10 protein-coding genes are annotated in these 13,608 nt (G+C 34.6%); 2 read left to right on the top strand and 8 right to left on the bottom strand.

Annotated elements, in window-relative coordinates; translation table 11 throughout:
- The first annotated feature begins 179 nt into the window (after nt 1–179).
- Nucleotides 180–986, top strand: a complete 807-nt coding sequence (locus ITJ86_RS06030) for a DUF6503 family protein (RefSeq protein WP_195870717.1) — start codon at nt 180–182, stop codon at nt 984–986.
- Nucleotides 987–1,078: 92 nt separating this feature from the next.
- Here ITJ86_RS06030 and ITJ86_RS06025 read toward each other — a convergent pair whose 3' ends face one another.
- The 5 genes from ITJ86_RS06025 to ITJ86_RS06005 form a co-directional block, all read right to left on the bottom strand.
- Entirely contained in the window at nt 1,079–2,389 is a 1,311-nt protein-coding gene (locus ITJ86_RS06025) for an amidohydrolase family protein (RefSeq protein WP_195870716.1), read from the bottom strand.
- A gap of 13 nt (nt 2,390–2,402) precedes the next feature.
- Nucleotides 2,403–5,381, bottom strand: coding sequence for an amidohydrolase family protein (locus ITJ86_RS06020; protein ID WP_230080235.1), 2,979 nt, complete (start codon nt 5,379–5,381; stop codon nt 2,403–2,405).
- Nucleotides 5,382–5,496: 115 nt separating this feature from the next.
- Nucleotides 5,497–6,564, bottom strand: coding sequence for a DUF3810 domain-containing protein (locus ITJ86_RS06015; protein ID WP_195870715.1), 1,068 nt, complete (start codon nt 6,562–6,564; stop codon nt 5,497–5,499).
- A 98-nt stretch (nt 6,565–6,662) separates the two neighbouring features.
- A complete protein-coding gene (locus tag ITJ86_RS06010) occupies nt 6,663–7,301 on the bottom strand; it encodes a class I SAM-dependent methyltransferase (RefSeq protein WP_195870714.1) in 639 nt (212 codons plus the stop codon).
- A 67-nt stretch (nt 7,302–7,368) separates the two neighbouring features.
- Nucleotides 7,369–8,991: a glycoside hydrolase family 30 protein gene (locus tag ITJ86_RS06005; protein WP_195870713.1), complete on the bottom strand. Its 1,623-nt coding sequence runs from the start codon at nt 8,989–8,991 to the stop codon at nt 7,369–7,371.
- A 215-nt stretch (nt 8,992–9,206) separates the two neighbouring features.
- On the opposite strand from ITJ86_RS06005, the gene ITJ86_RS06000 reads away from it, so the two are divergent.
- Nucleotides 9,207–10,670, top strand: coding sequence for an aminoacyl-histidine dipeptidase (locus ITJ86_RS06000; protein WP_195870712.1), 1,464 nt, complete (start codon nt 9,207–9,209; stop codon nt 10,668–10,670).
- A 114-nt stretch (nt 10,671–10,784) separates the two neighbouring features.
- On the opposite strand, the gene ITJ86_RS05995 is transcribed toward ITJ86_RS06000, so the two are convergent.
- From ITJ86_RS05995 to ITJ86_RS05985, 3 genes are read right to left on the bottom strand one after another with little or no spacing between them, the layout of a single operon-like run.
- Nucleotides 10,785–12,002: a peptidylprolyl isomerase gene (locus ITJ86_RS05995; RefSeq protein WP_195870711.1), complete on the bottom strand. Its 1,218-nt coding sequence runs from the start codon at nt 12,000–12,002 to the stop codon at nt 10,785–10,787.
- On the bottom strand, nt 11,995–12,528 hold the full coding sequence (gene gldI / locus ITJ86_RS05990) for a gliding motility-associated peptidyl-prolyl isomerase GldI (protein ID WP_195870710.1): 534 nt from the start codon (nt 12,526–12,528) through the stop codon (nt 11,995–11,997). Before gldI ends, ITJ86_RS05995 begins: the two co-directional genes overlap by 8 nt.
- A 34-nt stretch (nt 12,529–12,562) precedes the next feature.
- The gene (locus tag ITJ86_RS05985; protein WP_195870709.1) at nt 12,563–13,582 is read right to left on the bottom strand and encodes a DHH family phosphoesterase; all 1,020 of its coding nucleotides are present in this window, start codon (nt 13,580–13,582) and stop codon (nt 12,563–12,565) included.
- Nucleotides 13,583–13,608 lie beyond the last annotated feature (26 nt).

The following is a 13,608-nucleotide window of genomic DNA, read 5'->3' as shown; positions in this document are numbered from 1 at the left end:
AAGAATTAAAAGGCTACCTGTAAAAGGTGGTCTTTTATTTTTAAGTTTACTGTCCAAGAATCAGATCCTTGTGAAAAGAATAAAAACGCTTTAAAAGGATTAAAAGGTTATATGAATTGAATCGTTTTTGTAATGCTTTACATTTAATTTCGTCAAAATATAGAACTTAAAACCTTATTATGAAAAAAGTAATTTACGTATTCCTTTTAGCTGCCATTACTGTGGCTTGCAAAAATGAAACAAAATCAGAATCTACAGCAGATGTAGAAGTGAAAGAATTGATCTCTAAAGATGTTAGTACAAGTATTTATCCAGAATCCATAACTAAAGTTTTTGACGCCCACGGAGGTATTGATCAGTGGAATAAAATGCATAGCCTATCGTTTTCTATAGTTAAACCCGAAGGAAAAGAGGTAATGACTGAAAATTTAAAAACGAGAGCCGAAATTATTGACACACCAACGTATACACAAGGTTTTGATGGAGAAACACTTTGGGTTAACGAAAAGGATGGTCAAGAATATAAAGGCAAACCAAAATTTTATAAAGGATTAATGTTCTATTTCTATGCGATGCCGTTTGTATTAGGAGATGATGGTATTTCTTATACAGAAACTGAGCCTTTAGTTTTTGAAGGAAAGACATATCCAGGTGTTTTAATTTCTTATGAAGCTGGTGTTGGGGAATCTTCGGATGATCAATACAAGATATTTTATGATGCCGAAACAGGACAAATGGAATGGTTAGGGTATACGGTAACATTTGGAAAATCAGAAGCAAGTCCAGATTTTCACTTCATAAGATATAATAATTGGCAAACTATTAATGGCTTGGTATTACCGAAAAGTATAGATTGGTACAATTATGAAAACAACTTACCAACCGAAAAACGAAATACTGTTGAATTTACTGATGTTGTAATTTCAGAAAAAGCACCTGATAACACCATGTTTTTAAAACCTAAAGACGCTAAGGTGATTGAATAATCAACAGATATAAACATAAAAAAGCGAGCCAAATGGCTCGCTTTTTTTGTGTTAAGATGTTACGTAAACGTGCTGAGGTAAATTAATAGATATTAATCCACTTGTTTAGGTTTCTTAGAATACCGTTTCCAAAGTTCCGTTTGGTGCGTTTCTAAACTGAGATGCCTACCGTCAATAAATGCGTGTGTTAGTTGATTGGTTCTCATGTCTAAGGCATCACCTTCACTAATAAATAGTGTTGCACTTTTACCAACTTCTAACGTGCCATAATTATCATCAATACCTAATATTTTGGCAGGATTCTGAGTAATTAATTGTAAGGCTTGTTCTTTAGTTATACCATGTGCTACAGTAGTACCAGCGTAAAATGGAAGGTTACGAGAATTCATGCGCTCCATTTGTCCACTTGGCTCTAATGCCACTAAGACACCTGCATCGACTAATTTCTTTGCTAGTTTATAAGGTTGATCATAATCATCATCTTCTAATTCTGGTCTAGAGTGTATACGTTTTAAAAGTACCGATACTTCATTTTGTTTTAAGAAATCAGCAATTTGTCCAGCTTGATAGCCACCCACAATCGTGATTTTTGAAACCCCATGAGATTTCGCAAAGTTTACAGCGTCAGTAATTCCTTTTTCGTCATCAGCATTAATGTATAAGCGTTTTGAACCATCAAAAATTCCAGCTAATGCATTAAAAGGTAAATGAAGTTCTGTTTTACTTCCTTTATTATAACTCTTAGATTCATTAAAATAATCCGATAACTCTTTAACTTGTTTGGCGTAATCCTTATTTGGTTTTAATCCACGATCTTCACCCATCCACCAACGGCCACGTCTAAAACTATTTGGCCAATTTACATGAATGCCATTATCCATTTTAATAGCTGCATCTTCCCAATTCCAGGCGTCGTATTGTACTACAGATGAAGTTCCCGAAATTCGTCCGCCTCTGGGAACAACCTGTCCTAATAATACTCCATTAGGTCGCATAGATTCTATAATTTTAGATTCCGTGTTATAGGCAATAATACTTCTAATATGTGGATTATATGTTCCTAGTTCTTCTAGATCATCAGATGCTTTTACAGCATCAACTTCAACCAAGCCTAACGTACCATTTGCAACAATAAATCCAGGGTAGACATCTTTGCCTTTACCATCGATAAAATCCATTGCTTGTCTAGTGATTGGTGTTGTAGCTTCGGGTCCGATTGTTGTAATTTTTCCATTTCTAACAACGATAATACTGTTTTCTATTACCGTTCCATCTCCAATGTGAGCGGTAGCTCCGACGATAGCAAAATCTTTTATTTGCTTTGGCGCAGGTGTTTGTTGTGCGAATCCAAATGTGATACACAACAAAAACAATACGCTGTTTATTATATTTAATTTTTTCATTTATAACTGTTTTTTAGTAGTGTGAATCCATTGAATCACAATGCATTGTTTTTTCTTCTTTCTTTTTCACAGGCTGCGTTTTTAAGCCTTTGTTTTTATCTTGAAGCATTAAGTTTATCAGTTCGCTTTTCTCTTTTTTAATAGCTTCTCGCATTTGCTTGTCGCGCGCTAAATCGAAATACGTAACTCCTTCAATAATGGTTTTTTCAGCCTTAGCATAAATTGATAATGGATGGTCTGACCATAATACAACATCGGCATCTTTACCTACTTTCAGACTACCTACGCGTTTATCAAGGTGTAAAAGTTTTGCAGGATTTAACGTTACAAACTTCCAAGCCTCTTCTTCGCTTACTCCTCCATATTTCACAGATTTAGCGGCTTCTTGGTTTAAACGACGCGACATTTCAGGATCATCACTGTTTATCGCTACAGTTATACCAGCATTATGCATAATTGCTGCATTGTGAGGAATGGCGTCATTTACTTCGTACTTATAAGCCCACCAATCACTAAAAGTAGAACCTCCAGCTCCATGAGCTTTCATTTTATCAGCTACTTTATAACCTTCAAGAATATGCGTGAATGTATTGATTGTAAAATCGAATTGATCCGCTACTTTCATTAGCATATTTATTTCGCTCTGTACATAAGAGTGACATGAGATAAAACGCTCCCCATTCAGAATTTCTGCAAGGGTTTCCATTTCCGTGTCTTTTCGATACGGCTTACCGCTTTTCTTTAAGTCGTCATATGCTTTTGCTCTAGTAAAATAATCTACAAATACTTGTTCAACTCCCATTCGAGATTGTGGAAAACGTGAGTTTGTTCTACTTCGAGACTGCTTTACATTTTCACCTAAAGCAAACTTGATAAATTTAGGAGAATCCTCGTAGATTAAATCGTCTGCAGCTTCTCCCCATTTTAATTTTATAATCGCCGAACGACCACCTATTGGATTTGCAGAACCATGTAAAACTTGAATAGAGGTGACACCTCCTGCTAAATTACGATAGATACCAATGTCTTCTTCGTCTAATACATCTTCGATGGTTACTTCTGCAGAAGAATTTTGTCCTCCTTCGTTTATAGAAGCTGCAGCAAGATGCGAGTGTTCATCTATAATACCAGCTGTTACATGTTTTCCTGTGGCATCGATGACTGTTGCTCTGTTGTTTGATAAGTCTTTTCCAATTTTTGAAATCTTACCATCTTTAATTAAAACATCGGTGTTTTCTAAAATACCTTCACTTTCGTTGGTCCAAACTGTTGCGTTTTTAAATAAGAGCGTTTCAGATTTCGGTTTTTCGGTAAACCCGTAGGCTAAGTTCGGATACGTAATAGGACTCATAAATGGTGCATCGCTAGACGTATCTCCTTTCTTTTTGTCCTTACCTTGATCACTTGAGGACGCTGAGCTATTCGTTTTGTTCGCTACAAAAGTTAGCTCATTGCCATTTGGTAAAATAGCTTTTCCGTTTAAAGAATTATTAGTTGTAGCATTAGCAACAATTCTAATGTATTCTTTTTTAGTGCTGTCTGGCGTTTTAAATGTAAGATTTACCCAATCATCTGAGTAATTTAATTTTGTGCCTAAACTCTTGTTATTGCTTTCAAGTTTAGCATTTGATTTGCCTGTACTTCCAGAAATTGAAAGTTTATAAGATTCTCCAGCTAACTTAAAGGTATAATCGCCATCAATGTCTTTTACAGTCATGTCTTTTATAACATGTGCTGTTCCTTGAACCCAATTTTCATAGAGTTTTGTTTTCTTTTCAAAAATATCTCCATCGGTAATTAAGAAGTTGGCATAGCTTCCTGTTTTTAAGGTTCCTAAAACATCTGACTTTCCTAACAATGCAGCCGGAACTGTAGTTAAAGCTTCTAATGCTTTTTGTTTAGATAATCCATTTTCTACAGCTTTCATTAAGTTAGAAGAAAATGTTTTATTCGATTTTAAACCATGAGTGGTTAGTGCGAAATTAATACCATTTTCGGCCAATAATCTTGGGTTGTGTGGTTGTTGATTCCAAGATCGCATATCACTTAAAGAGAGTGTGCTTGCTAAAAACGGATCGTCTACATCGTAAGCCAATTGAAAATCTATTGGTAGAATAATGGTGGCATTGGTTCCTTTTATGTCATCAATACGTTCGTATTCATCACCACCTCCAACAATAGTATATTGTATGTTATAAGCATCTCCAACTTTATCAGCTCTCATAAGATTAGCTCTGCTTCCTGCTTCAAAAATTTGAAGTAAATTCTTGTTTTTATTTAAAGCTTCAAGCGATAAATCTTTAGTGTCTACATGACCTGCTTCGTACCATTTTGCATCATCATACATTTGACGCAATAATGCCATACTTCCCATAATCGATGATGGATAGCGTTGTTGAGATGTTACACTTTTACTAAATGATAAATGTTGCGTTGTTTTACCGTCAACAATACGCATCGCATTGTCTGCATTATTGTTCAGTGCAATTAAAGCACCTGTGCCACGGACAACACCATCTGGCATATGTGTATTTACAACTCCAAAACCTAATTTGTGAAGTTCTGATGCAGATTTTGCATCGTACTTAAAACTTGCCATTACATCTTGTTCTGGCATAACGTGATCATTCCAGTAGTAGCCACTTCGACTCGCTCCATATTGTGGACCATTGCCTCCTCGTTTTGGTTTTTCGACACCAAACGTGGTGTACATATCAATAAAGGAAGGGTAAATGGTTTTTCCTGAAAGATCAATTTTTGTAGTGTTCTTCGGAATGTTTACTGATGTGCCAACACTAACAACTTTCCCTTCTTTAATTAAGAGCGTTGCATTGTTTAAGGTTTCAGTTGGTGACACATGGATCGTCGCATTTGTAAATGCCGTGTAGTTTGAGTTATTTGCAATGACGCCTGAATTGCTAGGGAAATAGTCTTGTGCAAATAATGAAAAACTGCACATAAAAATGAGCAGTCGTAAATGTACTTTAATCATATATTTTGGTTAGTTAGATTGAGTTTTAAAGATAGGAATTTCACATTAAAGAAAAATTGAATTTGAAAATTTTAACGTTTACTTCAATGCTGAAAATGTGATGAAATTGTAGGTATTATAAAGGTTGGTCTTCATAATAATTAACCAAAAGCGCAACGACGTAGCTATAACTCTTCATGCCTGCAGATTGATTGTTGGCTTTTAAAAAGTTATCGAATGTTTTTTCGAAAATAGGTTCAATTCGGTTTTCATGAGCTTCCCAAAATAATCGGACTTCATGGTAGTTTTTTAAGATACCTGTATTTACAGATGCTAATATTGCATCATAAAGTTCTGGATCTCGTTTAAAAACTTCTGCTAAACAATAGCGAAGCGCAAACGTATAACCAGAATACTTAAAATACATATCATCATTATGAATGGCTGCTAAACTACCTATAAAATTAGCTTCGTTTTCTGCTGCGTAGCCTAATTGATGTGCTGCTTCATGACAAGCCGTTGTTGGAAATTTGTACGATGAAATTAAACCGTTTACCTGAGCTTCATTTGTAAATGGATTTAAGTAACCCGAAAAACCCATATAAGTGAGCGGTAAGCTATATATAGATTTTTTAATGCTTTTAGGATGGTATTCAAGATGTGGATATTGCTCAGAAAGTGTTTTGTATCCGTCTTTTACTTTCCTTAATATTTCAGACTTCGTATATGGCATCTCAACTTTTAGCGTATCATTTTTTGCTAGTTGAAGTTGTAATGTATTCGATTTTTGAATCAGTTGTTTTGTAAAGGTAACCAACTGTTCTGTGGTATAATCGGCTTCAAGATTTAGTGATTTATAAAGTGGTTGTCTATAATAATTAAATGCCCAAAGTATATGAAACGCAAAATAGGCAATGGATAAGGTAGCTCCAATGTCTAAGAGCCAATTTCTAGTGTCTTTAATAATGCGTTTTCGGTTTACAATAAACCACCTTATGAGGTAGATGCTTCCTAAAGTGTAAAAGATATCGCCAATAGAAAATGGAATCCAGCCAAAAACATAGCGCGATAATTTTGATAAAAACACGTAAAGTCCATTGCTGTAAAATTGCTCAACAAATTCAGGAAAGTGTTTTAATTGAGATATAAAAAGCACCTGAAGGATGAAGAAAAGAACAAGGATTAGTTTTTTGTTTTTACGCATGACTCAAAAATAGAGAAAAGTTTGGATTGCGGTTTTTATTTTTTAATAAAGGGAACGCTATTTTTAATAGCTAAAGTTTCCATCGAAGTGTTTCAAAGCTATGTCATCTTTTTCTTCCTTGCAGTAAGTACTGTATGTGTTTCAAATTCAGATTCTGATTTTTTAAACTTTATATTAAAGGTTTTTATAGTGTTAAATTTAGATTTTTTCAATTGATTTATTAAATCCTCTAAATTGTGAAATTGAAAATAAACTCTGCCGAAATCACTAACTTTAAAATGGGATTTTTTAGGATTTCCTTCAACAAAACTTAAATAAATTAATCCGTTTTCGTTTAATCCATTGTATGCGTCAGATATTAGTTTGTTACTTTCATGTTGTGACAAGTATGGTAAACAAAACCCAGCAATTATTCCATCATATTTAGTGGGAAGCGTGTTAATTTGACGACTGTCCATAACAGCAAAATTTGCCCTTGGGTTATTCTTTTTCGCAAATTCAATCATATTTGGAGCAATATCAATACCTAGAATATCAAAGTCAGGTCTTTTGGATAATAGATATTTTGTGATATTTCCTGGACCACAACCAATCTCTAACAGTTTTGCATTGGACACTGTAATGGAATCACAGATATAATCATAAGTATCATCATACAAGTCTAAGTTCATAAACTTATCTTGATAAATAGATGCAATATTATTCCAAGTTTCAAATGTTTCGTCGTGTTTGTCCATTTTTGTGTTGTTAACGAAATTCAATTTAAACTATATGAGTTTTCCAACCCCTTATTATATACTAAACTTATTGTTTTTCTATATCACTTCGCAAATGAATAGTTTGCATAGCTCTTGGTGCAATTTGAGTGGTGTAAGTTTCAGTTTCTATGGTTAGTGATACGTCAAAAGGCTCTTCTTTATTATTATAAACAACCACAGCGATTGAGCCATCTGGATTTTTAGCTGCTGTATAAATCAGTCCATTTACATTCTCACCTGTTAAGGCAATACGGCGTGCATCAGGACGAATAAATTTACTAAAATGACTAAGTAAATAATAAAGCGGTGTGTAAATAACTTCATCTGTAATAGGGTTGATGAGTACTGGAGCACTATTAAAATTATCGTAAGGATTAGGTTGGCCTTTATGACTCAATATACTGCACCACTCAATGTAACCCTGAGTTCCGTGATTTAAATCTGTAATAATGTCGTTAGCGTAAGTTTCAAACGGTACAAACATGCCTGCATAATCAGGACTTTCTCTCCAATATTGACCAATAGGATCATTCTTGTCTATATCAATACTTGATTCGGTATGAATCATGGCTTTGTTTGGCCAGTTTTTTTGTAATTCAGCTAACTCTTCCGCATACCAGTTGTTTTCTTTTAACTCAGAATTTGTGTACCAATGAAAAGCAGTTCCCCAAGCATATTTTGAAGCTTCAGGATCTTCATACGTTTTTGCGACATAGTCGTTCATTGTAGATTTGTTATGATCATAAATGAGAACACGTAAGCCAGATTCTAAATCATCGAGGTTAAGATGATCATCTTTAACCAATTGTGGACCAAGGTGATCTCTTAAGAAATCACGACCTTGCTCTGGTGTAAACCCATTACTATCCCAATGTGCATCATGAGCGTGAAGTGGTTCGTTTTGAGGTGTAATTCCCCAAATATCAATGCCTTGTTCTTTATAAGCTGATACATATTTTGACATGTATTCTGCCCAAAGACCATAATATTCTGGTAGTAAACTTCCGTTAGTCATTTTCGCTGTTTCACCAGCTTTCATCCAAGATGGTGGACTCCAAGGTGAAGCGATAATTTTAAAATCAGCACCAGGAATACTAGATGCTTCTAAAATCATTGGAATAATATCGTAACCAGGTTCTACAAGTTCAATACCACGTACTTGGTCGTTTTCGTCACCAGTAAAACCTTTCATGTCTTCATGTATGCTAAAGGTTGAAAGATCTTCGTCACCTTCTTCAATATAGGTGTAATGATTGTTAGAATAATCACTACTATTAATATGTGTTCTTGTAAGTGTGAATCCAGCTCCTTCTGTCGGACTAAATAGTTTGGTTAAAACATTTTTTCTAGATTCTACAGGAATGGTCGCTAAATTCCATGCTGAAGATTCTGTAAAGGAAGCACCAAAACCGTAATACTTTTGAAATTCTTCTTCAGGATGTAGTTCTAAAGTCACCTTTTTTATATCAGTGGACGTTTTAATAGCATCACTAGTTACTAATTTGAGGTTGTCGCCAGCTTGTGATGTTTGGTAAACATCGGAAACATAGTTTTTATCAGAACTTTTAGGCGCACAGCTTGCCATTACACAAACTATCGCAAGTAGGTGTAATCCTGTGAATTTTTTAATATAACGTCTGTGATTTTCTGGAGTGTTTAAGTGTCTCATATTGTGTGCTGTTTTACCAATGTTTTCAACTTGTAAATATACAGATTGAATCTATAAATTTCTTACAAAAGTTGAGAAATCTATTGAAATGCCACTACTGTAATTGTAAAATATTGTTGTTAGAGTAACATTGTTTTTTGTATTTGAAACAAGTTTAGAATGCCCCAAAAGAGATAAATGGATTTTGTACCTTTGCAAATCTAAAAACAAGATTTATGAGTTCAGAAATAAGAGCCCTAGAGCCTACACAACTATGGAATAAATTCGCAGATTTAAATGCTGTGCCTCGACCTTCTAAAAAGGAAGCGCGTGTCATTCAATTTATGAAAGATTTTGGAAAGTCTCTCAATTTAGAAACCATAGAAGATGAAGTTGGTAATGTTATTATTCGCAAACCAGCATCAAAAGGAATGGAAGACCGAAAGCCCATTGTAATGCAATCGCATTTAGATATGGTTCATCAAAAAAATAATGATACGGTTTTTAATTTCGATGAGCAAGGTATAGACATGCATATTGAAGGAGATTGGGTTAAAGCGAAAGGCACAACACTTGGAGCTGATAACGGATTAGGTGTTGCTACAATTATGGCAATTTTAGAAAGTGATACTATTGCGCATCCTGCTTTGGAAGCCTTGTTTACTATTGATGAAGAAACAGGAATGACAGGTGCTAAAGGTTTAAAAGGTGGTTTGCTTAAAGGCGATATTCTTTTAAATTTAGATACCGAAGAAGATGATGAAATTGGAGTAGGTTGTGCAGGTGGAGTAGATGTGACTGCAACTCGAGATTATAAAGAAGAGGAAACACCTGAGTTTAAAACTGGTTATACTATTACAGTAAAAGGCTTACAAGGTGGTCATTCAGGTATGCAAATCCATGAAGGTTTAGGAAATGCTAATAAATTAATGAACCGTTTATTATTTGATGGTTTTGAAAATTTTGGACTTCGTATTGCTGAAATTGATGGAGGAAGTTTACGCAATGCAATTCCAAGAGAAAGCAATGCAATCGTTGCTATTGATGCTGTGCATGAAGCTGCTTTTGAAGCTGAAATGAAGGAGAATGCAGATATGCTTAAAGTAGAATTTAAAACGATGGAACCAGATCTAGAGGTCATTGTTTCTAAAACAGAAACTCCAGAAAAAATAATGGATCTAGGTGTGCAAGAAGGTTTAACTAGAGCATTGTATGCGGCACATAATGGGGTTTACAGAATGAGTCCAGATATTGAAGGATTGGTAGAAACGTCTAATAATATTGCTAGAGTTATTGTAAAAGATGGTGCTATTAAAATTGGTTGTTTAACGCGTAGTTCTGTAGAAAGTACAAAACTAGATTTAGCCAATACATTACGTGCAACTTTTGAATTAACAGGTTGTGAAGTAGAACTTTCTGGTGATTATCCTGGTTGGGCACCAAATATGGATTCTGCGATTTTAAAAGTGATGGTGCCAATTTATGAACGCTTAAATAATGGTGAGAAACCACATGTAGCTGCTTGTCACGCAGGATTAGAATGTGGTATATTAGGCACGCATTACCCAGAAATGGATATGATTAGTTTTGGTCCAAATATTAAAGGAGCACATTCGCCAGATGAACGAGCACAAATTTCATCTGCTCAGAAGTATTGGGAATTTGTATTAGAAATATTGAAAAACATTCCTAAAGCTTAATTTACATTAAAAGACCTGTCAGGTTTTTAAAACCTGACAGGTCTAATTCATTATAAAAAAAGCAGCTATTCAAATCTCCGAATAGCTGCTTTTTTATATGTTATAATTATAAAACTACTTTATACTTACCAATTCAATATCGAAAATTAAGTTGGCTCTTGCTGGAATAACAGGTGGATTTCCTCTTTCTCCATAACCTAAATAATAAGGGATAAAAACTCTAGCTTTATCACCTATTTTCATGTTAAGCATAGCTTCTCTAAACCCAGCAATTAAACCTGCTGTTTCATTATATGGCATATCAAAAGGAACATAACGACCAGCTTTATCAAACCCTTCGTCGTATTTGCCATTTTTCTCAGCAACATCCTTTAAGGTCGTCCAGAAGAGCTCTCCATTTTCTAAATAACCAGCACAATCAATATTAACACGTTGCGTTGCATTTGGTTTTTCACCATTGCTTTCATGTGTAAATATCATTGCCATACCTGTTGGAGATTCAATTTTACGGCCTTTTAATTCTTCATTCTTTTTTAAGAACTCAACTTTTGCAGCATCCGCTTTAGCTTTCGCTTCTGCTTTTGCAGCTTCTGCTTTTTTCTCTGCTTCTGCTTTTGCAGCTGCAGCACGTTCTTTGATTTTAGGTAATTCTTCAGTAAACACTTTTGGTGCATCAAACTTTTTTGCTGTAGTACCAATTCTAATAATGTTTAACTTATTAATTACAACGTCTTCTAGTGGTTTGTTAGTTCTAGGGGCAACTTTTACATTAGAAATAGTATCGAGCACATTAAGCCCTTTTACCAATTCGCCAAAAACAGCATGGCATGATACTCTTGGGTTATCACAGTTTTTTAAAATACCATTAGCATCATAGCCGTCTAACCATTGTGTTGCTTTTTCAGTAATATAAAATTGACTTCCATTAGAGTTAACACCAGAGTTTGCCATAGATAATATACCTGGTTTGTCATGTTTTAATTCTTGGACAAGTTCATCTTCAAATTTATAACCTGGATCACCAGAACCTGTTCCGGTTGGGTCACCACCTTGAATCATAAAATTGTTCATCACACGATGAAACGTTAAGCCATCATAAAAAGGTTTTCCTTTAAAGTCTTCTTTTACTAGAGGATGGTTTCCTTCTGCCAGAGCCACAAAATTTGCAACGGTTACAGGTGCTTTCTCATAAAAGAGTTTCGCTACCATGGTGTCTTTTGAGGTTATAAATTCGGCATAAAGTCCTTCTTCTAAATCGGGATATTTGTCCTGACAAGATGTACTCGATAATACTAATAATACAACAAGTGTTGCTAGTGCATTTTTAATCATTTCTTTTAGTTATAGTGTTTAAAGTTACTTCACAAATTAATGGAACATTAGTTCCTACTTTACTTTCATCTCCATAATAACCATAGGCTTTTTGAGATGGAAATATAAATGTTGCTGTTTCAGTAGGTTTTAAGAGTTTTAAACCTTCACGCAACCCTGTGAACAATTCTTCCTTGTCCATTACATAGGTTTTATTGGTGTTGGCATATATTTCATCTCCTTCAATATTTGAAACATCAAATGTAAATTGAACGACATCTCCAAATTGTGGTTGAATCGTATCATTTTCCATTTTAGTATTGTAATAATACCAAAAACCACTTTCTGAAGCGATGTAATTTTTATCAGGATTACTCTTTATTATATCTTGAATTTGTTCGTGTTCTAATTCGTTAAGCTTTTTATTGCGTTCTGCTGACGCTTTTAAGAAAGAACCAGATTGAACGGATTCTGGTAGTCTTGCTTCTGGCGGTTTACAGCTGAAACACAGTAACAGTACAATAGTGAGTATGAGTAGGTTTTTCATATTTTCATATTTTAATGATACCAATTTAGGGGTTTCATTGGCTCAAATCTTGTTTATATTGCGGTAATATACTAATAAATTTATTTATTGTTGTTAGCATATCGTCTTCACTTCGTCCTCCAGCAGCATTGGTATGACCTCCACCATTAAAATGTGCTCTGGAAAATTCGTTAACAGAGAACTCACCTTTACTTCGTAAGGATATCTTTATAATTTGGTCTTGTTGACTTTCAATAAAGATGGCTGCAAAAATAATACCTTTTAGTGATAATGCATAATTAACAAAACCTTCTGTATCTCCCTTTTTAAAATTGAACTCGTCTAACTCAGCTTGAGTCAGCGTTATATATGCGGTTCTTAATTCTGGAATGACTTTTAAATTCTGCATGGCTCTACCTAATAATTGTAAACGACTATAACTATTAGTGTCGTATATATTATTATGTATTTGAGAATTATCGGCTCCTTTTTCAATTAGATTTCCTATAACCTGGTGCGTTCTGCTGGTGGTTGCCGGAAAACGGAAAGATCCTGTATCTGTCATAATTCCAACATAAAGACAGGTTGCTATTGTGGCATTGATTTTTGCGTCATCGCCAAGCATTTCTATAAAATTATAAACCATTTCACAGGTTGAAGACATGCGTACATCAGAATACATATATTTAGCATAGTCGTCTGGTTGCTGATGATGATCTATCATTACTTTAATTGCTGATGACTGCTCTAAAACGTCTGCCATTTGATGTCCTGCACGATGAAAGGCATTAAAATCTAATGTGAATATAATGTCGGCGTTTTCAATATGTGTATTGCTGTCCTCTTGTTGCGTTTCAAATTTTAAAACAGTTTCTTCTCCTGGTATCCATTTTAGGAAATCGGGATAGTCATTTGGTGCAATTACTATAACATTATGCTGGTATTGTTTAAGGTAGTGATATAAACCTAGTGTAGAACCCATGGCATCTCCATCGGGATTTCTATGCGGTACAATAACAATGTTATTTGGTGTGTTTAGTAGTGTTTTTAATTCTAAAATTTGTTCTTTTGTCATAGTGCGCGAAGATACAATTTAATAAC

The organism is Winogradskyella marina, from assembly GCF_015645385.1.
GTDB classification, from domain to species: Bacteria; Bacteroidota; Bacteroidia; order Flavobacteriales; family Flavobacteriaceae; genus Winogradskyella; species Winogradskyella marina.
The sequence above is the reverse complement of the archived record's forward strand: the minus strand, read 5'-3'. Positions and strand labels throughout refer to the sequence as shown.

What these genes read in the sequence shown, in the direction of transcription:
- ITJ86_RS06030 (WP_195870717.1), top strand. Translation starts at nt 180, where the DNA reads ATGAAAAAAGTAATTTACGTATTCCTTTTAGCTGCCATTACTGTGGCT.
- ITJ86_RS06025 (WP_195870716.1), bottom strand. Translation starts at nt 2,389, where the DNA reads ATGAAAAAATTAAATATAATAAACAGCGTATTGTTTTTGTTGTGTATC.
- ITJ86_RS06020 (WP_230080235.1), bottom strand. Translation starts at nt 5,381, where the DNA reads ATGATTAAAGTACATTTACGACTGCTCATTTTTATGTGCAGTTTTTCA.
- ITJ86_RS06015 (WP_195870715.1), bottom strand. Translation starts at nt 6,564, where the DNA reads ATGCGTAAAAACAAAAAACTAATCCTTGTTCTTTTCTTCATCCTTCAG.
- ITJ86_RS06010 (WP_195870714.1), bottom strand. Translation starts at nt 7,301, where the DNA reads ATGGACAAACACGACGAAACATTTGAAACTTGGAATAATATTGCATCT.
- ITJ86_RS06005 (WP_195870713.1), bottom strand. Translation starts at nt 8,991, where the DNA reads ATGAGACACTTAAACACTCCAGAAAATCACAGACGTTATATTAAAAAA.
- ITJ86_RS06000 (WP_195870712.1), top strand. Translation starts at nt 9,207, where the DNA reads ATGAGTTCAGAAATAAGAGCCCTAGAGCCTACACAACTATGGAATAAA.
- ITJ86_RS05995 (WP_195870711.1), bottom strand. Translation starts at nt 12,002, where the DNA reads ATGATTAAAAATGCACTAGCAACACTTGTTGTATTATTAGTATTATCG.
- gldI (WP_195870710.1), bottom strand. Translation starts at nt 12,528, where the DNA reads ATGAAAAACCTACTCATACTCACTATTGTACTGTTACTGTGTTTCAGC.
- ITJ86_RS05985 (WP_195870709.1), bottom strand. Translation starts at nt 13,582, where the DNA reads ATGACAAAAGAACAAATTTTAGAATTAAAAACACTACTAAACACACCA.